The sequence below is a fragment of the Paenimyroides baculatum genome (assembly GCF_008629655.1).
Lineage (GTDB): Bacteria > Bacteroidota > Bacteroidia > Flavobacteriales > Flavobacteriaceae > Flavobacterium > Flavobacterium baculatum.
In genome coordinates, this window is the sequence record NZ_VWSG01000006.1 from 102,635 (window position 1) to 123,505 (window position 20,871).

Annotated in this window: 20 protein-coding genes; 3 read left to right on the plus strand and 17 right to left on the minus strand. The window is 28.6% G+C overall.

Features of this window, described 5'->3' with window-relative positions; genetic code table 11:
* Positions 1–54: 54 nt before the first annotated feature.
* The 9 genes from F0460_RS09350 to F0460_RS09390 form a co-directional block, all read right to left on the minus strand.
* Positions 55–1,638 (minus strand): XkdF-like putative serine protease domain-containing protein, encoded by a 1,584-nt coding sequence (locus F0460_RS09350; RefSeq protein ID WP_150012532.1) that lies wholly within the window; start codon positions 1,636–1,638, stop codon positions 55–57.
* Positions 1,639–1,750: 112 nt separating this feature from the next.
* Positions 1,751–4,306: a rhoptry family protein gene (locus F0460_RS09355; RefSeq protein ID WP_150012534.1), complete on the minus strand. Its 2,556-nt coding sequence runs from the start codon at positions 4,304–4,306 to the stop codon at positions 1,751–1,753.
* A gap of 204 nt (positions 4,307–4,510) precedes the next feature.
* Complete coding sequence (locus F0460_RS09360) at positions 4,511–7,213, minus strand: hypothetical protein (RefSeq protein ID WP_150012536.1); 2,703 nt, start codon at positions 7,211–7,213, stop codon at positions 4,511–4,513.
* Between the two features lie 11 nt (positions 7,214–7,224).
* Positions 7,225–7,836, minus strand: a complete 612-nt coding sequence (locus F0460_RS09365) for a hypothetical protein (protein ID WP_150012538.1) — start codon at positions 7,834–7,836, stop codon at positions 7,225–7,227.
* Positions 7,811–8,236 (minus strand): hypothetical protein, encoded by a 426-nt coding sequence (locus tag F0460_RS09370; protein ID WP_150012540.1) that lies wholly within the window; start codon positions 8,234–8,236, stop codon positions 7,811–7,813. Before F0460_RS09370 ends, F0460_RS09365 begins: the two co-directional genes overlap by 26 nt.
* A gap of 3 nt (positions 8,237–8,239) precedes the next feature.
* Entirely contained in the window at positions 8,240–8,593 is a 354-nt protein-coding gene (locus F0460_RS09375; protein WP_150012542.1) for an HK97 gp10 family phage protein, read from the minus strand.
* 15 nt (positions 8,594–8,608) lie between these two features.
* On the minus strand, positions 8,609–9,046 hold the full coding sequence (locus tag F0460_RS09380) for a hypothetical protein (RefSeq protein WP_150012544.1): 438 nt from the start codon (positions 9,044–9,046) through the stop codon (positions 8,609–8,611).
* A 257-nt stretch (positions 9,047–9,303) separates the two neighbouring features.
* Positions 9,304–9,846: a hypothetical protein gene (locus F0460_RS09385; protein ID WP_150012546.1), complete on the minus strand. Its 543-nt coding sequence runs from the start codon at positions 9,844–9,846 to the stop codon at positions 9,304–9,306.
* 990 nt (positions 9,847–10,836) lie between these two features.
* Entirely contained in the window at positions 10,837–11,088 is a 252-nt protein-coding gene (locus F0460_RS09390; RefSeq protein ID WP_150012548.1) for a hypothetical protein, read from the minus strand.
* 446 nt (positions 11,089–11,534) lie between these two features.
* Here F0460_RS09390 and F0460_RS09395 point away from each other — a divergent pair, with 446 nt between their 5' ends.
* From F0460_RS09395 to F0460_RS09405, 3 genes are read left to right on the plus strand one after another with little or no spacing between them, the layout of a single operon-like run.
* Entirely contained in the window at positions 11,535–11,927 is a 393-nt protein-coding gene (locus tag F0460_RS09395) for a hypothetical protein (protein WP_150012550.1), read from the plus strand.
* On the plus strand, positions 11,927–12,235 hold the full coding sequence (locus tag F0460_RS09400; protein ID WP_150012552.1) for a hypothetical protein: 309 nt from the start codon (positions 11,927–11,929) through the stop codon (positions 12,233–12,235). Before F0460_RS09395 ends, F0460_RS09400 begins: the two co-directional genes overlap by 1 nt.
* Positions 12,236–12,252: 17 nt before the next feature.
* Complete coding sequence (locus F0460_RS09405; protein WP_150012554.1) at positions 12,253–12,585, plus strand: hypothetical protein; 333 nt, start codon at positions 12,253–12,255, stop codon at positions 12,583–12,585.
* 27 nt (positions 12,586–12,612) lie between these two features.
* Here F0460_RS09405 and F0460_RS09410 read toward each other — a convergent pair whose 3' ends face one another.
* From F0460_RS09410 to F0460_RS09445, 8 genes are all read right to left on the minus strand, one after another.
* Positions 12,613–13,548, minus strand: coding sequence for a hypothetical protein (locus tag F0460_RS09410; protein ID WP_150012556.1), 936 nt, complete (start codon positions 13,546–13,548; stop codon positions 12,613–12,615).
* Positions 13,549–13,573: 25 nt separating this feature from the next.
* Positions 13,574–14,422, minus strand: coding sequence for a hypothetical protein (locus F0460_RS09415; protein WP_150012558.1), 849 nt, complete (start codon positions 14,420–14,422; stop codon positions 13,574–13,576).
* A gap of 74 nt (positions 14,423–14,496) precedes the next feature.
* A complete protein-coding gene (locus tag F0460_RS09420; RefSeq protein ID WP_150012560.1) occupies positions 14,497–15,837 on the minus strand; it encodes a phage terminase large subunit in 1,341 nt (446 codons plus the stop codon).
* 15 nt (positions 15,838–15,852) lie between these two features.
* Positions 15,853–16,710: a hypothetical protein gene (locus tag F0460_RS09425; RefSeq protein WP_150012562.1), complete on the minus strand. Its 858-nt coding sequence runs from the start codon at positions 16,708–16,710 to the stop codon at positions 15,853–15,855.
* A gap of 220 nt (positions 16,711–16,930) precedes the next feature.
* Complete coding sequence (locus F0460_RS09430) at positions 16,931–17,269, minus strand: hypothetical protein (RefSeq protein ID WP_150012564.1); 339 nt, start codon at positions 17,267–17,269, stop codon at positions 16,931–16,933.
* A 31-nt stretch (positions 17,270–17,300) separates the two neighbouring features.
* Positions 17,301–17,615, minus strand: a complete 315-nt coding sequence (locus F0460_RS09435; RefSeq protein WP_150012566.1) for a hypothetical protein — start codon at positions 17,613–17,615, stop codon at positions 17,301–17,303.
* A gap of 2 nt (positions 17,616–17,617) precedes the next feature.
* Positions 17,618–18,172 (minus strand): GIY-YIG nuclease family protein, encoded by a 555-nt coding sequence (locus tag F0460_RS09440; RefSeq protein WP_150012568.1) that lies wholly within the window; start codon positions 18,170–18,172, stop codon positions 17,618–17,620.
* 626 nt (positions 18,173–18,798) lie between these two features.
* Complete coding sequence (locus tag F0460_RS09445) at positions 18,799–20,112, minus strand: hypothetical protein (RefSeq protein ID WP_150012570.1); 1,314 nt, start codon at positions 20,110–20,112, stop codon at positions 18,799–18,801.
* Positions 20,113–20,871 lie beyond the last annotated feature (759 nt).

The following is a 20,871-nucleotide window of genomic DNA, read 5'->3' on the forward strand; positions in this document are numbered from 1 at the left end:
ATTTTTATAAGATTTTGTGATTCCTGTGGAATCGTTAAACAATTATTCTTGTTATTATTTGTTTCTCAAACGGTTTACTTTTTGTAAAAAAGTTTCGTTAGTTGGTGCATTAGCTTTTTCTTTGCTAAATCCAATTTTTTTAACAGGTGTCTGTTTTTTTAGTTCAACAACTTCATCATCTTTTTCAGCCAATTTTGCTTCTAATTCAGTGATTTTTGCCTGTAATTCAGCAATAATACTATCTGTGTTTGCTGTGTCTTCTGCAACAACCTCTGCAACTAATTCTGTAATCTCATCAACTATTGCATCAGCTTCTTCATCATTCATTTCAACAACCTCTGCAACTGCTAAATCAATTACACCATCAGCATTAGTTACATAATCAACACCATCATAGCTAAATTTAAAATCAGCAACAGCATTACCATCTGCATCAACTAATGTTGCACCAACAGGTTCAGAACCAGCGAAAGAATAGTTTTTTTCTTGGTCAACAACAGTCATTTCAGAATTGAATTTTAAATTGATTTTGTTCTTCAATTTTCTTAACAAATCTTGTTTTGTCATTTTTCTTTTTTCATTTTTAAATAAAATTGGTTGATTATTAACTTCTTTAAAATCAATGCTTAAATCAACCGATAAGCCTTGTATTTGCCCATTGTTTGCTACATATTCATTCCATAATTCCTCCGATAAAATCATACTAACTAACCAAGTGCCTTTAGGTAGGTCTTTAAATCCTAGTTCGTTTGCCTTATCGTTTTCGGGGTTTTCAATAATCCAACTTTCAAATACTGTTGCACCTGTAATTGGTGTAATGTGTTCGATTGTTGAATTGTTTTGATTGGAATTTTTGAAGAAATTTTGAGCTAACTTTTTAATGGTTTCAGCTGATGCAAATACTTCTGCTTGCTCACCATTTATATTTTTTCTAAATATCTTTTTATTTGGAATTAGCACAGGTTGTGTTAATATTCGTTCTTTCTCATTGTTGAAATTTAATCGCCAATAATTGTTAGATGCGTTGGCAATTTGCCCGACCTCTTTTGGTAGCTTTGAAATCTGCTTAACTAAATTACGTGGCATTTGTTTAAGTGCCTGTTCGTATGTTAGTGGTGATTCTTTTTCGTTCCAATATATTAGCCTTTCCCAATAATGTTTACAGTATTTTCCTCCCTTAAATTTAAAAACGGAATATGAATTTTTACCCTTTGGTGCTAAATCTGGGTTTAGGTCATCAAATAGTGCAATTTCATCTTTAGTAAATTCTTGATTCCAGCCTATTAAGGTTTTGCAAAAATTGCGTGAATTTGGATTTAAACCACCACTATATCTATATCTAATTTCAAAATGATTATTATCTTCACTTGCAAAATAAAGAACATCATTAAATTCATAATCATCATCAATTTTCTCAATATCTAAAAGCTGATAATCTTTATTATATTTAAGTGGTGTTTGTCCGTTTTGTTTAAGAAAATCAACAACTTTTTCATTTAACTCATAGTGTGTTGGTGTTGGCTTTTCATTCGAAAATTGAAGTGCTTTAATTTCAATTGCAGGGTCATTAACCAAAGAAATCGCAAATACTCCATCTTTGTCGCCATCTTCATTAAAGACTAATTCAAATAATTTCATTTTTAATGAATTTCATTTAAACTATATATTAATATTTAAAATCGTTTTTTTGATTTTTCGCTTAAAAACAAGAAAAAAGCATCTTTTTAATGCTTTTTTCTATATTTCTTTTTTATAAAGATGAATTTTTCTTTTTAATCGAATCCTTTTCAGCTTGTGAGGTCACATCTTTACCGACTACATAAGCCTTAACCGTGTTATCTTGGTTATTTTGCTGGTTAATTGTATTCTGTAATTGTGATGTTTCGCTTTGCATAAACTGTACATTCGGCATGTTTTTCGCCCCCTCTAGATTTGCTGGTGTTGGTAAATTTGAGCCAGCACTCTCGGGCGTGGTTTTTAAAATCGAAATTACTGATGCTAAACCACTCGCTATTGTTACGCCAGCCATTATACCAGCCACAGGCTGTGGGTATTGAGCCAAATTATTTGTCACTCCTTCCCACGTATTGATAATTGCCGAACCAGCCGAAAGCATTTTTGAAATTTCAAAATTCTCACCTAAAGCATTGTTTAAATTTGCTAAACCATCAATGGTGGCTGATGCCATATCACGGATTTGTTCACCTCGAATTTTATTTAATTCTTTACCAGCCTTGCTATGTGCTTCTTGCTGTTCAGTTATCGCATTATCTGCATCAGCTTGTATTTGTTTACGCTCATTAGCAAATTTTTCATCATCTCCAAGTTGCTTTAATTTTTCATCACGCTCTTTTTCAATTAGAACTATATTATCAGCTAAAGTTTTAGCAAGATTTTCCTTATTCTTGCTGAAAGATTCGGTTGTATCAATTTCATAATCTTTAATCTCGTCTTTCAGTTCACCAATCAAAGAAATTGCATTCTCAATTTGTTCTAACCCTAGTAATTTAGACCACTCATCACGCATTTCAGAATTTTCAACACCTTTAAGAAACTTATCAATCTCTTTCTTCATCTCTTTAGCAGTCATTGAACCATCATTTATTTTTTTTGATAATTCTTCAAATGCTTTGGTGTTGTTGGTAATAGTTACCTTTTCTGTATTTAGTTTGTCGAATAAATTATTGTAATAATCATCAATAATTGCCTTATCCTTTTCATATTCGGGTGTACCTTTTTTTCTGTTTTTGGCTAATTCTTCATACTTTTTAGATTGTTCTGAAATATAATCATCTTCGGCTTTTTTAATTTCTGATAGTCTTTTTTCAATAGGATTATCCGAGTTTAAAAGAATATTAGTGTCATTTAATAATGATGCTATTGCGTTTTGCCATGCTTTTAATTCTTCTTCTGCTTTTTTAATATCATCTTTAGAACTACTAGCTTTTGTGCCACCTTTTTTTGAATCGTTGATTTTGTTTATTTGACCTGCACGTTTTTCTTCCATGCTTTCAACTTTTGAAAGTTGTTGTTTATATTCGTCAGATTCTTCATAGTCAGCATTACGCCATTCGCTTGTTTTCTTCTTCACATAAGCATCGACATCATTCATTACCTTGTCGATGTTGCCATGTACAAATGTTAAATCTACTTTGCCACTTAATCCAAGAAATTTACCAACCGATGAATCAATTAAAGAATTAATTCCCTTTTCCAACATTCCTAAAAACACTTCTGTAGGGGTTGTTATAGCTTTCATTAGAAATCCTAAACCTTTAACGACCCAACTAACAGCCTCCATAAATTTGACCTTAATGTTAGTAGTCCACTTAACATTTTGTTTGTCTTTTTCTTTTATGGCTTGAAGAGTTTCCTTTTCTTTTTTAAGGATTTGTTCGTATGCTTCTAATTTCTTCTTATTAATTTGAGCATCGGTCATGCCTTGCAATTTCATTTGCTCGGTTTGATTGTCGATTTTAGATAACTTTTCGACCTCCAAATTATTTGATTCAATTAATGCACTATTAGCCTTATAACTTTCGGAAACAAAACCCTTTACGCTGTCAACTATACTATCCCAATGCTCTGCTATTGAACCGACTGCAACGACTAATAATCCAATACCTGTTGCCGTTAAAAGGGTTTTCATCGCCAACTTTACAGCATTAGTTGTAACAACTGTTGCCTTTTGCAAAGTGTTTAATGTTGTAAATTCTCGTGATGTTGCTGTTAATGCTCCTTTTAATCCTCCCTGAACCCCAATAAAGTCACGAAATTTTGAACTCAAACCCATCGTAACGGAATCCAAATGTTCCCAAATCCCAGCCGATGCCACTAGCTCACTAGCCGATGCCTTTGTAGTCGTTTCAACTTCTTTTGATGAATCGGCTAACTTTTTATTTGATGCAGATGCTTTATCTATAGATTTTTTAGCATCATCAACCGATGATGCAACTTTATCAATTGCTTTGTCAAGTGTATTATTAGCTTTTGTGACTTCTTCTAAATGTGATTTATACTCAACTATTGCTGTATCTACATTGTTTATTCGTTGCTCTAGCTTTTCAATTGCTTTTGCTAAATCATTATTAGCAACTTCATTTTCTCCCAATTCATCACCAACCGAATCAAGAGTTTTTTCAAACTTTTTATACTCTGCTTCTAATCTATATTGGGCTTGATTTAGTTTGTCAACTTCATAAGCGTTATCGCTTACAGCTTGTTTAACCTCATTTAATTGTTGTATAGCACTATTTTTATTAATCTGCCATTCAACTCTTATTTCTTCTTTGCGATTGCTTGCCATTATCCATTTTGTTCATTTTTACGAGGGTTAAAAAGTTTGTTCAAACCATTCATAACAAATGATAAATAGCGAATAGCCAATAATTTCAATGGGTTTGCAGGCTCTAAATACGAGCCTGTTAGTAACCGATATTGATATGTATTTTTATTTTTAGTAGTCTTTAAACCATAATAAATTATTTTAAACATTTCATATTATTAATTTTTATGCAACTGTTACAGTTGTTATTGGCGACCATTGCCCATATTCGCCACTATAAACACATTGTGCTCTTACATTATAAGTACCACTACTAACAGATATAGCACCCACCATACTTTGCATTGGTACAGCAACAAGTGTTGTGGTTTGGCTTGTTCCTGATGGTATCTTTATATATTCTATTCTATAGTGCGATGGTGTTTCTAGGTTTTCACCTTGATTTATACCATAATTAATTTTACCAGCTTCATCTGACCCAGCAAAAAATGTTGGTGGATAAATAATTTGTGTTGGTGGTGCTGGTACCGTAACTGTTTGTGTATTTGACCAATTAGATTCTGTTTCATCATTTATGATTTTTGCCTTAACCTCGAATGTTCCAGCCCCCGAATTAATTTGACCAACCAAACTAACCCCATCAACATAATCTATTATCAATTGTTGATTAACACCTGTTGTTGTATTTTTATAATCAATAATGTAATGAGTAATTTCAGCAACAGATGGGTTATCAAATCCAGAATTCATATAATATTTAATTTTCAATGGGTAATACTCATCATATTCAGCACCAAAATAGGGTGGATATAAAACTGATGATACATCATCAAATTCTTTATAATAATTAAATAGTTTAAATTCAGATTTACCTGTATTTACATCAATTGACATTTCGTAAATCGAGTATTTATCACCACCAATTATTATTGTATTCTGCATACTAATAGTATTAATTATAGTGGTTGGCAGATAGGCAGTAAATGTGTTTAAGTACACATTATTTGTGTACATCTTTTTAAAATCTCTATCATAAAACTCTGAATATAATGATGTCAAACATTCTTCATTATCAATCGGAAAAATCTCGTTATTGAATGTTAATGATGCTTTTGTTGACAGTTCATCTAATCCATCAGTATTCTGCATCGGTGTATAATTGCTTAATAGAACTGTTTGTGTACCGTGTTTTAGTTGTACTTGTGCAACTGTACCATCATTCTTTGTTGCTATTATTTGTTGTGGTGCATTTGCAAAAAATATGGTTGGTGATTTGGGGTCAACAGGTTTGTAATCACTATCAAACCCATACGATGTGATAATATTGCTGTTCTTTAACAAGTAATATGATAGAATGCTAAACCCACTTTCAACTTTAAAATCTTCGCTTAAATCTCGGTTATCACTCTGATAATATTCTGTTCCGTATTCTTTACCCATCAAATCCCGAAAAGCTTCGTTTCTCAAGTAGTCTTCTTCGTTATGAGTAAATTTAATTGTCTTATATCTTTGTTGGCTTTCAACACCATGCTGTTCGTAATCTATGTATTTAGTAATGTCAATCGGGTTATTGTGGAATTTATTAACCCAATTCATTTTATAAATTTTGTCCTTATCCTCTAGTATTTTGATATTGAATGTCTTAACAATAGATGATAAAAAATCTATAACAGGAAAGTCTAAAGTTTTAGCAAAATCAAACATAACCAATGATGATGGTGGTACGTTGTTTACACTTGTGCGTGATACAATGTACCTTGTGTCGTTTCCATTTACAGAAGAAAAAGTGTCTAAATTTAGACCTTTCACAGACATATTAAATTTCTCAATATTTATCGGTACATCACCACTCAAATAAGCTTCAAAATACTTTGTTCTATTTCTGTTTTGAAATGATGCAACAAAAGAATATGTATTGTTATTTCTTGCCCCATCAAGTATTGTTTCTCTAATAACATTGCCACCAACTCCATCTAATTCAACCATTCTAATCTTTAAATTATCAGTATATAGATTAGCATCAATAACTTTTGTTGGGTTAACAACTTCAAATGATATAGCACAATTTGTAATTCTAGTTGATGGGGTTTCAACAACCCGAAAACCATTTGTAGTACCATAAATATTAGGGTATAAACTAGCATTATCATTAAATGGTCTATTAATAGGCGATTGCATGGTAATAAAAGTGGTTGTTGGTACAAGTAATATTTCATTGACATCTTCAACTTCTTTGTTGCACCACACATACATCTTTTCTAGTAAATTATTGATTTTGGTACTAAAATCAAGTTCAAGTTCAAAGTGACTTTTAATCTTATCTATTATTGTAGAAACTTTTAGTGCTGGTCTTAATTCGCCTGTGTTAATTGCTTTTGGTGATGCTATATCATTATTATCATTCTCGCCAATATTCCAAACCCTTGAATTACTGATTAAAGGAATTTTTATATTTGGATTGTTGCCATAAATGACATTACGAACGTTCGTAATGTTCCAATATAAATTTATGTCGCTAAAATCTAATTCAGATAATTTTGCTTCACCTATTCTTTCTTTTAATGGCTGTACGCCTGAATAAAATGATACTGAATAATTTATTAATTTGCCTTCTTGTTTTTCACCTGCCATTACACCTAATCGACCCACTTTATTCTTTATTCCATTTACATGAATTTGACAATCAAAGAATTGTATTTTTGTTCGATTTATATTAGTATCAAAAAAGTATTTAAAAGCCTTATTGTTATTTGGTGATGCTGGTATTAGGAAATCTTGAGTAAATGTCGAATAAGATTCATCAATATCTTTTAAGTCGGTTGTTTTAAATTCCATCTGTACCGATTCATCTTCATATATGTTTAATTTGTGCCAAATTTTTAAACCATACGTTTCATTTGTTTGAATATTTACAAATATTTCAAGCATTTTAGTATTTGTTATTTTTTCTTGTTGTGCACCGATGTAAATTCGATGTTATAGGTCTGTTTGTTCTTGTCATTTTTGAACGTCTTTTGCATATAATTGTTAGATGATATATATACTTGTTCTATTTTTCTTGTGTCACAATTGTACATAAACAATAATGGTGAATGATTTATCTCTTCTATTTTTAAATAAAACATCTCATCTAATTGCGATGATGACCAGCTATATTTATTTTCAGATTTTTGCGTTAATTCGGGTTTATAGTTAATTAATCTTAAATAGCCATAATTAGGTACAACCGAATTATAATGTGTTTTACTCATTGCAGTAGATTGTACAACTTTACCGTACAAAGGGAAATATTCAAATGCCCCGAATCTGTTTATAAAGCAAATTTGAAAATCATAAGCACATTCATTTGCAGTTTTTTCTTCTTCTACATAATCATAATATTCTATCAAACTAGATGAATGTGTTCTATCAGCAGTAAATAGAAAATTATAATAGATTCCTAAATCATTCTTTTTAATTGGCAGATGTTGTAATTTATATTGCTTGTCTGTACCTGCATAAATAGGGTATTCTTGACCTGTAGAATCAACATCGGGGGGCGTTTGATACATATTCATTCCATCTAAACCCAGCAGATGCAAAGTATTGTGGTGATGAATAGGTGTGTATTAGATTGCTTAATCCATCGAAATATTCGATTTTCCAGCATACCCATCGATACCCACAATCATAATCTTCTGAATTTAAAAAATCATGTATTTCAGGTTCAATTAATATTTTTAGATAATCGGAAATATCGAAATAATATGAATGTTGATTTAGCACTTCTTTTTCTATCGTAACAATTGGTTCTAATGGTGTAGTAATTGTTCTAGCACCCGACCAGCAGTATAAATGACATTTATAATATACTGTTCCTGATGCACCATTGGCATTTATAAAATAAGATGAATTTGTACCGATGTGATAATTGTAACCACCGTAAAAAGGTGGTGATATTGTTAGATTCATTTATTAGATGTATTTTTTTTGTCTTGAAGAATATGATGAAATATTTGTATCTGTATAAAATAGTTTTTCCAATTCTTCAAATTGATGTGAAATAATATCACCTGTAACAGATGGTGCAATATTTTCTATTGATTTGGTAATAAAGTCTTTTGCTCGTTGATTATTCTTACCACCATCTACATATTTTGCATAATATTCGACCTCACAACTAATAGTTATCTTATCACCATTATCATCAATAGAATAGCCTTTATTTTTAAAAGACCTATCTAATGTGCCTGTATCTTTACTCGGCTTTGCGTTCTTTCTTAACTCTTTTTCAAAGTTTTTAGATGCTTTCCATAGTGATGTTTTCATTTTAATAATTATTTTTTAGCAGAATTTATTGGTGTTTAAAACCCCAACAGAAATGAATGTTTGTATTCCATCTATACCATTTACAGATGCGTTAAATAGATAATTAAATGTTGGTGTATTGACCAAATTCATTGTTTGGGATTTTCTAATGGTATTTAAAAAGGACATTAAAATTTGGTTACACTCGTTGTGATTATCTAGTGTATTATTATTGTCATACTTCTTTGCGTTGAGGTCTTTTTTAATTTCCTGTTGCTGTACAACAATAATTTCATAGTTGAATGTTTGTACTATCTCATTAGGGATAGAATCAATTAATTCAATATTTACTAATGGATAGATATTTGTTTTATTATAGTCGATGTTACTAGAATCTTCTGTTGTAATAGTGTTGATTAAAGGGTTATCATTAAATATTTTTATAATGGTTGATGTGGCATTATATAATTCCATTTCATAATTTTATTTTTTTGGTTGTTGTTCATTTAAAATTTCTTGCTCTCGTTTCTTTCTCAATAGCTTATATTGTGTGTGTGCTAAAAAAGTAGTGGCTTTAAGCTTAAATGCTTTTGAATAACGATGAGGTTGGTCACTTGCCCAAAGGTTGACCAATTCCATGTAGTTACCGTATGCGTTTAATTTTCTTGCAATGGTTGTTTCTGTTAATGGTTTAGAATTATTAAATGCAATAGGGGTTGGGTTGTATATCTCTACAAATCTTGATTTAATTGAAGATAACTCGACAAAAAAAAATCCATGACACCATCAACAATATTAAGTGGTACAGATTCAAAATCTTTGTAATTAGGTTCTTTATACTTTTCTATTTTATATCGCTTTTGTCCTAATATTCCGAAAGGATTCCATTGTGATTTAATTATTGGTCTATAAAGAATAGATACAACACCTGTTATATTTTCTTGTGATAGTAAAGTATCAAGGTCTATTAATTCACCAGCAGTTATTTTTGAAAAATTTGGAATAAGTCCATATTCTACACCATTAAGTTTAAAACGGTTTACTAATGGTGATGAGGTTTGTGCAATATCTTTTATTTTACCTGTTAGTTGTTCTAATTGTTCGGGCATAATGTCATCAAAGATTGATTTATCAACATGATAGAATTCAGCTAATAGAGTGTATAATTCATCAACTGTTATATTCTCATTTAGACCCTTTGAAAATCGGACATAATCTTTATAAGCAATATCATTTTTAGAGTTATATTTGTTGTAAATATTTTTAAAAGTCATCGTGATATTTGATTTACTTATATATTAATATTATCAGATGCTTTATATTACTTTTTCGACATATCGCCCAAAAATGTTTGGATACTTACCACGGTGAAAAATTTACGAAATAGCGTAATTTATTTTTAGGTTTGTCTAAAAATAAAATTAGACTAATATAAAAAATACATCAATCTAATTAATACCCCCTCGCCTAAAGGCTCGGGTTGCCTGTCGGCAAATGTTAAATTTTAGTCTATTTGAAACTTTAACACTTTTGTATTATTCTCAATATTATATCGTTTACTATCTGTTTTATTGCGAATATGATAATTGAAAATTACCCATTATGCCCATCAATTTCACCCTTTCAATTCATCACATTTAAGCCATCATCTTTTTATATTGAACCTCATCATCATCTTTTAAATTTTACTGTCTTAAATCGAATTATTTAAAGCTATGTTGAATTAGTTCGGGACAAATTATAATGGTTGTGAATCATTGGGGTTCGTGCGAGGGCAATGTGTTGTGAACTATTGGAACTATTGGGGATGAGAGAAAGGGTGGGAACAAAGAGAAAGTGTCTTAAATCGAATAAAAATGGATAAATAAGCGATGATTAGATACCATTGCCGACAGGCAAACCCGAGCGAGGGAATAACAATTGATGAGGTATCGAATTGATTTACAAATGCAAATAAATATATTGATTTATAATACTGATAATCAATTAAATAATATGATGAGGTTTTTTAATTCCTCCGAATTTCCTCCAAATGGGAATGGTTGGGAATATTTGGAACTTATCGGAATAAATTGGGGCAAATTCAAATTATCATATTCTTAATGAAATTTGATTTTATTGAAAATAATTAAATGTGAATAATGCAATGAGAGTGAAAATATTTTAAAAATATTCGGCACGGTTATTGTGGTGGGTGTTTTGTTAGATTTGGCTAATTTTATTTTTAGACTTGTCTAAAAATTTGAATCGATTTTATTACCCTTTTATAAAATAATCTCACCTTTAAAAGGATATTTTTTTAATAATTTATCTATTAAATCATTATCATCAATTCTAAATATTTCTGTGTGGTCAGATATGATTTCTGCACCTTTCATTCTTTCTTCATATTTATATGTTAGAACTCTATCATTAGGAATCGGTTTATTAGTTAGTTTTGGTGAATCTGTTTTAACTGTTCCGTTAACCCAACCATTGGGTGTTAAGTGCCACATGCAATATTCAATACTAGCCATTTTTAATAGATTTAAAGAATAGTAAATATACTGATTATTGAACCTCATCATATTATAATACATTAATTTTTTTTACCCTCGCTCACTTCCGTTGGTCGTTCGCTCGGTTGCCTTTCGGCAATGTTAAGCAATTTAATTTTTGTAATTATTCAGAATAAATATAAATAGTTAAAAATATTAATAAATTAAACATTGTAATTGTTTTTAATACGCAAATTTATAATATGTCAACAAAATAACTTTATTTATAAAAATAATTTAATAAATATTTGGTAGGGTAAAATATTAGTTGTAATATTGCAGAGAATTTAAAACAACATTATTTATGATTAAGATAAGCAAGTATATATACTAATGGGATAATTATATTCTATTATAATGTAACAACCTTATCTGATTATTGATAAGGTTGTTTTTTTGTTTAATAATTAAATTAAAATAATGTAATGAAAGAAATTAAAGAATTAGAATTAAAAGTATTGGTTAATGCTGTTCAATTGGTATATCAGGATATTTCAATTATAGTCGGTGAAAAGAACGAGCCAATTTGTTATGTAAGTGATGGAGGTGATATTATAGTTGGGAATGGTAAATGTTTAAATGAATGTAATTGTACAATATATGAGATATTAGAGGAGGTTCAATATTCAAACTATTCCAAATATCTGCTTAATGTTATAGTTCCTGACTTGATAAAAGCGTACGAAAGTATAATGAGTGAGTGTGATGATTTGGTTGAATTGTACGATGATATTAATTTAGATGGGGTTGAAGAAACTTTAGGTGCTTACTATACTCTTCTAGCATTTGATAATAAAATAATCAAAAATGTTGCTTAATGGATATAGAACAAAAAGCAGATAAAATAAACAGAATATTGATAAATAAATTTGGTAATATTCTTGAGTTTAAAAACATTCTTGAATTTAAAAATATTGAAACCTCATCACCATTAGTGTTGGTTTATATTATTTTAGATAAAATAAAAGACTTTAAATATCTTGGTGTTACAGGTCATCAATTTGTTAAAACAGAAGATGATAATCATCTTTTAAATCGGTTGATGGAATGTAGAAATTTAGATGATATTTGGCTGGCAACGGGTGGATATACTGAAGATAACTTTAAATTGATTGATGAATTATAAACAAATAAATTTTAAAAATGAATAAAGTACTTTTAATTAACCACATTGGATTTAGTTCCAATTTATATGAAAAAAACGGATATTTTTACTTTAATAATCCTGCATCTAATAATGTTTTATATTTGTTTAACCACTTAACAAATAGTATAGATATAACAAATTTAACTAGGTTCTTTGTATATAATGGTGTGCAAAAATTACAGAATAAAAAATCAAAAAGAATTTATAAAATCCTACTTGAATCAGCAAATAGTTATTTAGGTGTTTATCAATCAGCCTTTATAACAGTGTATGTAATAGTTCATAAGCTTACTATTAATAGAAGTAGTAATTTTATGCTTATACCGTAAAAACCTCATCTATTGTGATGAGGTTTTTTAATGATGATTCAACGCTATATAACTTAAAATTTCTTTAGTTTTTTCCTTATTTATTTGAAGTAAATTATCCATTGCAATTGATAATACTTCTTTATCTCCATCAGATAATAAATCAACTCGCAATTTATCTGTATATATAAATTTATAGAATGATATGTATATTATAAAAGTATTTGTTTTTTCATTTAATATTAAAAATTTATCAAAAAACAGATTTATAAGCTCAATCTTTTTTTCTTTTTTCATTCCCATACTTTCAACTTCTTTTAGAAATGTTATCAGTAGCTTTCTTAAAGTGACTGTTTCTAAAATCACTGTTTTTATAAATTTTTGTACTTCGTTCTCTAAATTAGGAATTTTTGAAGCTTCATTTTCCCCTAATTCTTTTTCTAAACATTCCAAAAAAACAGAAGATATTAATATTTCCAACTTTATATTTCCAAGACTATTTTTTCTATATCTATCTAAAATGGAAATCCATGTTCTTCTAAACATCGTAACTTCTAATAACTTTATTTTATTAAAAAGTTCAGATTTATTTATAATAATTAATTCAAGTAACTTATTATATTCATCAATCTTTCTATCAATTTTATCTTTCTTGTAAAATTTAGATTGCTTCTTATTAAACTTAAATTGTACCCAAAATGCAAGAAAAGTTAATATTACCCCTGTAGTACCAATGAAAGGTGCTGTTAACCCACCAAGTGCATCACCAACCTCATTTTTATCTGACAAATCAAAATTGAACTTACTAAAATAATTATTCGATATAAGGCGAATAAAGAAAATTATTGAACCAATTAGAAATATCAAACCAAAAAATATACTACCAGCGATGCCAATTTTATTATATATCTTTTGAAATTTTTCACCAATAAACTTATCAAGTTTTGTTTTGTACTTCTTTTGTTTTAACTCTTTATTTTTCATATAGTGATTAATAGTTTATGATTGATTAAATCAAGTAAGATTCTCTTTGTTTAAAAACTTTTTCGAGAAAAGATTTTATGACCTCCATGTCTTTTGCTTTGCTAAAATGTTCAACAATTACTCTCGAAATTAAAGCTTCTAAACCTTCTGTTTTTTTTAATTTAATTGAATATAATAATGTTATAAAAAAGAAATTCTCATCATAATTGTGATAAAGCAATTGAAATTTTTTCATAAATAAATACATCAATTTAACTTTTTCTTTATCATCAATATTTAGTAATGATAGTTCATAATTAAAAGCTTCTAGTAAGTATGCAAATTTAAAATAAGTAACTATGATGGTTTCAATTTGCTTATTGTATTGCATAATTAAATCACCAGCACTTTTAAAATCTTTTGTAATATCTAAATTTTGTTTGCATGTTGATACATATTCTTTAATTATAATCTCTGTAAAGAAACTCCCTTCTAATTGCTTAGTTTTTGCAAATTTTGATAATAGAGTGGTAGTTGAAAATGATAGCAGATAATTGTAATTAAAATCTTTATAATTATCATTGGTTATTACAGAATCTAGCACTTTATTATATTCATCAACCTTTCTATCTATCTTATCATTTTTTAAAAATTTCGTCTGTTTTATATTGAAGTCATATTGTACATAGAATGCTAAAAAAGTTAATACAACAGCAATAATTGCAACAAATGGTGAAATTAACGAATTTAAAGACCCAAAAATTTTTTCGTTATCTGTGAGGTCATTTTTGAAAATGTCATTTGTAATGAGATTATAATAAAGTGAGAATAGTAGTATAAAGAATAGAGATATGACTACAATAATTATAATGCTAATAAGTTTCTTATGTTTCATAAATGTTTTAAAAATAAGAACAAATATAAAAATTATATAAACTAAAAAACATCAATCATTTTGATTGATGTTTTTTAATAAATATACCATTCACCCACATTATTTTGCAATTTGAAGTATAAACCATACACTAAAGCATCACAATAATCTGGGCTGGCATTAATAGATGCCCTAATATCTTTCTTCGAGGTGATTTTAAATTTATCATCACCATCACTTATAATTCTTTGAATAGCATTAAACTCTTTCTTTATTTGTTCCTGTGTTGCCAAATCACAAATGATACTAATATCATCAACCAATTCTGCAAATTTATAGTAAAGTTGTGTTTTAATATTTTGATAGTTCTCACGGTTAATAGGCACAGCGTTGTTATGAATGCCCACCGAACCACGGATAAAATCGGTTACTACTGAACCAATGTTATCTTTATCACAAATTAATTTATGATTAGGTAGATTGTATTTTTTTAATAACGCTTTCAAATCATTAACCGTTTGTTGCGTGTCTTGTTTAGATTTGGTTATAATATCAACCACCGTTAAATTTGACCAAACAATATAAACTGTTTTATCATCACCCATTCGGGCAATATCGGCTGATATGTGAGTAGGTTTAAATAAATCTTTATTTAAGGGTTTAAATAGGTTATTTAATTGGCGTGGCTCTATTAATTGTTGATTAGATTGTCCGACCCATTTACCTAGATAAAGCCTTGACCGTTGAGGTTCTTTTAAATTCCTCATTCGTTTTTTATATGCTTCTGACAAATGGGGGTTTTCTTCTAACGTTGAATGAATAACAGCCATGTAATCGGGTAGTTCACCTTTTACATAGGGTTGCCAAAAGTAGCTATATAACCAGCTGTTTATATCAGGATTCGTGATTGCGATTGATTTAAAAACATAATCAATATTAGCCATTGAAGGTGGAATAAAACGAATACGAGTGTTCATAATTTCGTAAAAAAAGTATTCGATTTGATTTGTTTCGTCATATATGACTGCACTCACTTGTAAAGACCCTAATCGGGCTAATTGGTTATTTCTATCACTCGGCAATACAGCACCATTGATAAGTATTATTTCACTACCGTTTTCAAATTTTAGTGTTGATGTTCCTCGGTCAAATTTATATACTGATGCTGGTATATTTTGTAATTCCATCACTTCATCGAGCGATTTTATTACGGTGTTTAATGTATCGGTGATATTTTTTCTAACGATTGCCAATCTAAACCCCTCATATTTTAGGCACATCTTTAATCCCCAAAATTGGGCAATGATTGATTTTGCAGAGCCAGCTGAACCACTTAATAAAATCTCGCTGGTGGTTGAATCTTGCATATAATTAAGTGCAAGTTTTTGTTTAGGGGTTATTAAAAATTGTTTCTTTTTCTCATCTTTTTTGGACATTTAAAAATGTTAATTTTATAAATCTTCAAAATCAAAATCTTCATTAGATTCAGTTAATTTTGGTGGTGATGGTGGCAATTGTTTATCCTCAACAACTTGTGCATCTATGTACAAATTTTCATTCCAAACAATTTTTTCAATTGTGGTGGTTGTGTTTTTATGTGAAATATCTTGCCATTTGTCACGGTATTTGTTAGTAAACATAAATTTAGATGCGATTGCATTTATCTTGCCCGATGTCATGTACATCTCTAGTAATTGCTCGTACATCAAATCAATTTCGTACAATCGGTCACGAAGTAATTCGTTCTTTAAAAATTCCTTTTCTAAATCGGCTAATGATACACGAACACCATTTTTTTGTTTATAATGGATTAAAAATTGAAAATAATTTGACCTAGGTATCTCTTTTCTAAACACGACACAACTTGACGAATTCAAGTACGTGGCACTCTCTAGCCATTCAATCCATTCGTCACATAGACTATTTATAAATTCATCGGTAAATATGTTTTTCATTGTATTATCTTCATTTTCTTGAATTGGTTCAATTTCAATCGGCTCAATTTCATTATTGTTGCCATCATCTAAAAATTCGGTTACCATTTCACCATAAAATTTATATGCTGTTGTTAACCTTGATTGATATTTTTCTGATGATTGATACTTTTTAATTGAATTTTTATATCCTTCTGTTTCTCGATATTTCTTATTGTATTCAATAAAATAATCTCGGTTTTTATCACGGTATTCTTGTCTATATTTAATACCGTTAGGGTTTTGAGATTCCCATTTTCGATTTCTCGCCTTTCCCTTTTCTGATTGATTGTATTCGTACTGCTTTTGTTTTCTTTCTTCAGGTGTTTGTGCCATACTATCAATTAAGAATTTTATTTAATGATGATATTGTTGCTATCATCATCTTTTTAGCAGATTTAAAATCAACCGATTCATCTAGTTCAATCGTATCATCAATCACGGTAACGTTTAATATATTGTACCTTAACCAGCATTTATATTTAAACAAAAATTTATCATCAACCACAACCACCGAATATTTAATAAATGAATTGTGTTTAATTGCTATCATGATTTAATCAAATAAGGTTTTATATAATTTTAAAGCGACCATTCTCGATTTAATTAAACTTATACAACTACCACAATTGGGTGTGATTGTTATTTTATTATTAAAAATCTCAAGATTCAGCCTTTTAAATTCGGGTATGTCTTCATTTTTTAAAATCTTTTCATTTAGATTTTCAATAAATTCTTTTTCTTCATCGTTTAATTCATACCCGATGTAAGTAGAATAAGGAAAATATTTTTTAAACTTTTCTCTTCTTAACTCTAAATTGTTGACTTGTTCGATTGATTCATTGTTAATTTCTTCATTAAATGAATCATTATTTATATCTTTTTTCTTTGCCATTTGTATTTATATTATTTTTAAAAAAGGGTGGTTAATTGCCACCCTCATAATTTATTACTGTTATTGTTGTTATCTTTTTTAAGGAATAGTTTAATACTACTATTAGTTGGCTATTATCTATTTTTAATTGTATTGAATCACATACATCAACTACTTTCTCTAAAATTTGATTGCTAAAAGAGTAAAGGTGTATATCTTCAATTAAATAGCCAATTTCATTGCCTTTATCATTTATTAAATAAGTGTATTCGGAATTTAAAAAGTTATCTAAATTTTGGCGATTCATTACAAACTCTACCACTTCATCACACCATTCGTGTTTTTTACTAAAAATTAAACTCTGCATGATTAGTTAAGATAATTTTTTAAAGCACCATGTAAATTGGCTAGTGATTTTAATTCGGCTGGTGTCATCAAATCTATGTACTTATAGCGTTTGTTCTGACCAATTTCGCCCGATGCTAATCGGTAATAGTAATTGTTAGATTTATCTTTTATCTCTTTTCTTAATTCTTTACCATTTGTAATTTCACCTGTTAGATAGTCAAATATAGGTGTGTATTCTGACCTACAATTTGTTCGGTCTTTAGGCAAATTATTGCCAATGCCACCAGCTAGTATATTGGTTAGATTATAACCTTTATTTCTATAATCTTCGATTAAATACGATTCATAATCGTATGCCTGTTCAGGTGAAAAAAAGTAAGCGATTATATCAACTTTAATATTTTCTTTTCCAATTTCATTTTTAATGGCTAACCACCCTTTATTGCGAGAGTTACCACATAAATCTTTTGCTCTTTTTAATGAGCCACAGCCTACATAGAATGGTTGTTTTGTTAATGTGTTGCTGTGAGAATAGACCACATAAATTTTTAAATTGCTGTCATGATTAGTTAACATTTTGATTAATTTATTTTTATATCATATATATTAATATTTTAATCGGCTCTTGCAAAAACATGGATTTTTTATACAAATAGTTGAACAAAATGAGAAACCTCGCTATTACTTTGATAGCGAGGTTTTTTTATAAAATAAATTAATAATTATGAAAGCTAATCACTTCTTTCATCTTCTATATATTATATAGGAAAAACGAAAAAAGTTGTAAGAATTTGAAAAGTTTTTTAACCAAATTTTTAAAGCTAATTTTTTGTAGAATATAATTTTTTTGTACTTTTGTAGAGTTGATATTATCATTATATCTACACTAGATTAAAGCTTGTTGTTTTAATCGTTATCGCAGTAAGAATTTTCTTACTGTGAAGTTGATAGCCTGCTATCAAGGTTAACCTAAAGTTTCAATTATGCTTGTAGCAATTTTAATTTTAGCAATTCTGAACTCTAAAATACCTAATTCTCACATATTTATAGGGAAGGGTAAAGTCCAAAGAGTTTATTTAAAGATTAATGGGCGTGGAAGAAAGGGTAAAACTCTAATATGTTATTATCCTGATTTGAATATTATGAACCTATGTGTCTGACGAATCAAAAATATAAAGCACCTTGTTTTCAAGGTGCTTTTTTTATTCAAAATTAAAGCTAACTTTTAAACCCATTTCAGCGAATTTATTTGTCAGATGTTGAATCACCAAATCTTTATCATCAGCATCATTAAAGTAAATGCAATCATGTAACGTAAAGAGGAAATGTGAATTTTTACAAACTGATGGTGTTGTACTAAAAATATCAAATTCCATGCTTTGTAATTTAGATGCTAACGTTCCATTTTCTTTTTTAGAATCGTTTATTTCTTTTAGTGTTAACCATGTTTGAGGGTAAAGCTTTTTAAATAAAGCATTAGTTAAATTATTTTTGGCAGTTTTAAAATCAAATAATATTTCTGAAAAAACAGCCACTTTAGATTGCTTTCTATCATTATCGTTAAGCAACATAAACTGTTCGTAAATCACACCATTTTGGCAATCATCAATAAATGAGTTATCAATCTTTAAATTATTAAGTTTAGCATAATAACATAGTATTAATAATTGGCTATTAGTAAGGTCAACATTAAAGAATTTTCGATTTAAAAATGGTCTTAATTCCTTCGGCATGTAGGTTAAGTGTGAATAAATTCTTTTAGATTTTTCGCCTGACTTTAAATACTTTTTAACCCCGAATAATAAGATGTAATTGATTCGGTATATTAGTTTATTTAAATGTTCTTTTTGTTGTGCGCTGTTAAAGAAATCATTGATTGAATAAGTTAATGCTGATGGCTTATCTAATGTTGTTGTAATTAGCGTGTCAATCATTCTTTTATCAGTAATTGCAACAACCTCATCATTATAATTTTCTGATATGGTTTTCTTTTCTAACTTATCAATTTTCTTTGGGTCTTCTATAAATATTATAGAATAATTCTCTGCTGTGTAAATTAATCTTTTACTTATTATATAAGCGTAACAATGTGAATCTGTTCCATTGTAATAAGTTCCAGTTCGTTCAATAATCTTTAAATTATGAAGTAAACACAATATCATTTCATAATCTTTTCCAAGAATATTTTTGATAGTTATAGCATCAATATTAAAAATGAACTTATTATCATTATGTTCATGTAAGCTTATCATGTATTGAAGAAATTCAGAAATTTTCCCAACTCTAATTGCTAAACCATTATTGACATCCCTTTTATCTTTACCATTATAAAAAGTGAATTGTTTATTTAGTTTGTTTCTTTGGGGAAAATCAGACCAATCTAAATTCTTATAATTTTCGATATTTGTAATATCATTTATAATATCATTCGGAAATATTGATACAATATTATTAATGTTGTTTTTTGTTATGTTTAAATTATTGTTTAAACCATAAATTGTAATTTTTTTAGTCACTTTGTTAATACTATTTTTAGTATATATTAAAAGTGATTGCGCCCCTTTGCACCTATACCACTATTTTAGATAATAGTTGAATATTTTTTATTGCTGGGGTGTGGTATAGGTGCAGGATTATACTATAAATATTAAATAATGTATATATCTATGTATAATAATTATAATATATCTATAATAATATTTCGTCTTAATCTATTATCTATCTATATCATGTCCGTTTTGGTGATTGGTCGGGGTGCGTGTTATTATAAAAAAAGAAATCCAGCCTTAAAGCTGGATTTTATTTGAAGTCTAAAAAATAGTATTATTAGTGACTAAACTAATTGAATAAGCAACTTCAACTTACTCATAGCTTATATATAATAAAGTAACTACTCCCTTTAACATTTATCTTATTTTGTTAAATTTATGTTAAAATGTAAATACATTAATTATTTATCACTAATTTCACATCGTAGAATAAAAGTAACCTCTGTCCTACCAAAGGGAAACTATAAAGTTTATTATACTTTTTTTCAAGTTAGGGAAGAGTAACGTCACACACTCTTCAATTGCTTTCATTATAAATCTAACGACTAATGATGAAGCAATTTTACATTTGAACCAATCATGTTTTGAATGATTAGTTGGTTCGTTTTTTTCCATTTTTTCCATTTTTTAATTTTGTGTCATAGGCTAACTATTGAGTCTAATTTTACAAATTGATTAATGATAAAGATAACAAACATTCTTTATCATTCAAAAATTTAATTTAAA

Coding starts and splice junctions, on each gene's coding strand:
- F0460_RS09365 (WP_150012538.1), bottom strand. CDS start 7,836: ATGTATCAAACGCCCCCCGATGTTGATTCTACAGGTCAAGAATACCCT.
- F0460_RS09380 (WP_150012544.1), bottom strand. CDS start 9,046: ATGGAATTATATAATGCCACATCAACCATTATAAAAATATTTAATGAT.
- F0460_RS09430 (WP_150012564.1), bottom strand. CDS start 17,269: ATGGCAAAGAAAAAAGATATAAATAATGATTCATTTAATGAAGAAATT.
- F0460_RS09355 (WP_150012534.1), bottom strand. CDS start 4,306: ATGGCAAGCAATCGCAAAGAAGAAATAAGAGTTGAATGGCAGATTAAT.
- F0460_RS09370 (WP_150012540.1), bottom strand. CDS start 8,236: ATGAATCTAACAATATCACCACCTTTTTACGGTGGTTACAATTATCAC.
- F0460_RS09415 (WP_150012558.1), bottom strand. CDS start 14,422: ATGAAACATAAGAAACTTATTAGCATTATAATTATTGTAGTCATATCT.
- F0460_RS09395 (WP_150012550.1), top strand. CDS start 11,535: ATGAAAGAAATTAAAGAATTAGAATTAAAAGTATTGGTTAATGCTGTT.
- F0460_RS09385 (WP_150012546.1), bottom strand. CDS start 9,846: ATGACTTTTAAAAATATTTACAACAAATATAACTCTAAAAATGATATT.
- F0460_RS09350 (WP_150012532.1), bottom strand. CDS start 1,638: ATGAAATTATTTGAATTAGTCTTTAATGAAGATGGCGACAAAGATGGA.
- F0460_RS09420 (WP_150012560.1), bottom strand. CDS start 15,837: ATGTCCAAAAAAGATGAGAAAAAGAAACAATTTTTAATAACCCCTAAA.
- F0460_RS09425 (WP_150012562.1), bottom strand. CDS start 16,710: ATGGCACAAACACCTGAAGAAAGAAAACAAAAGCAGTACGAATACAAT.
- F0460_RS09375 (WP_150012542.1), bottom strand. CDS start 8,593: ATGAAAACATCACTATGGAAAGCATCTAAAAACTTTGAAAAAGAGTTA.
- F0460_RS09440 (WP_150012568.1), bottom strand. CDS start 18,172: ATGTTAACTAATCATGACAGCAATTTAAAAATTTATGTGGTCTATTCT.
- F0460_RS09360 (WP_150012536.1), bottom strand. CDS start 7,213: ATGCTTGAAATATTTGTAAATATTCAAACAAATGAAACGTATGGTTTA.
- F0460_RS09390 (WP_150012548.1), bottom strand. CDS start 11,088: ATGGCTAGTATTGAATATTGCATGTGGCACTTAACACCCAATGGTTGG.
- F0460_RS09435 (WP_150012566.1), bottom strand. CDS start 17,615: ATGCAGAGTTTAATTTTTAGTAAAAAACACGAATGGTGTGATGAAGTG.
- F0460_RS09405 (WP_150012554.1), top strand. CDS start 12,253: ATGAATAAAGTACTTTTAATTAACCACATTGGATTTAGTTCCAATTTA.
- F0460_RS09410 (WP_150012556.1), bottom strand. CDS start 13,548: ATGAAAAATAAAGAGTTAAAACAAAAGAAGTACAAAACAAAACTTGAT.
- F0460_RS09400 (WP_150012552.1), top strand. CDS start 11,927: ATGGATATAGAACAAAAAGCAGATAAAATAAACAGAATATTGATAAAT.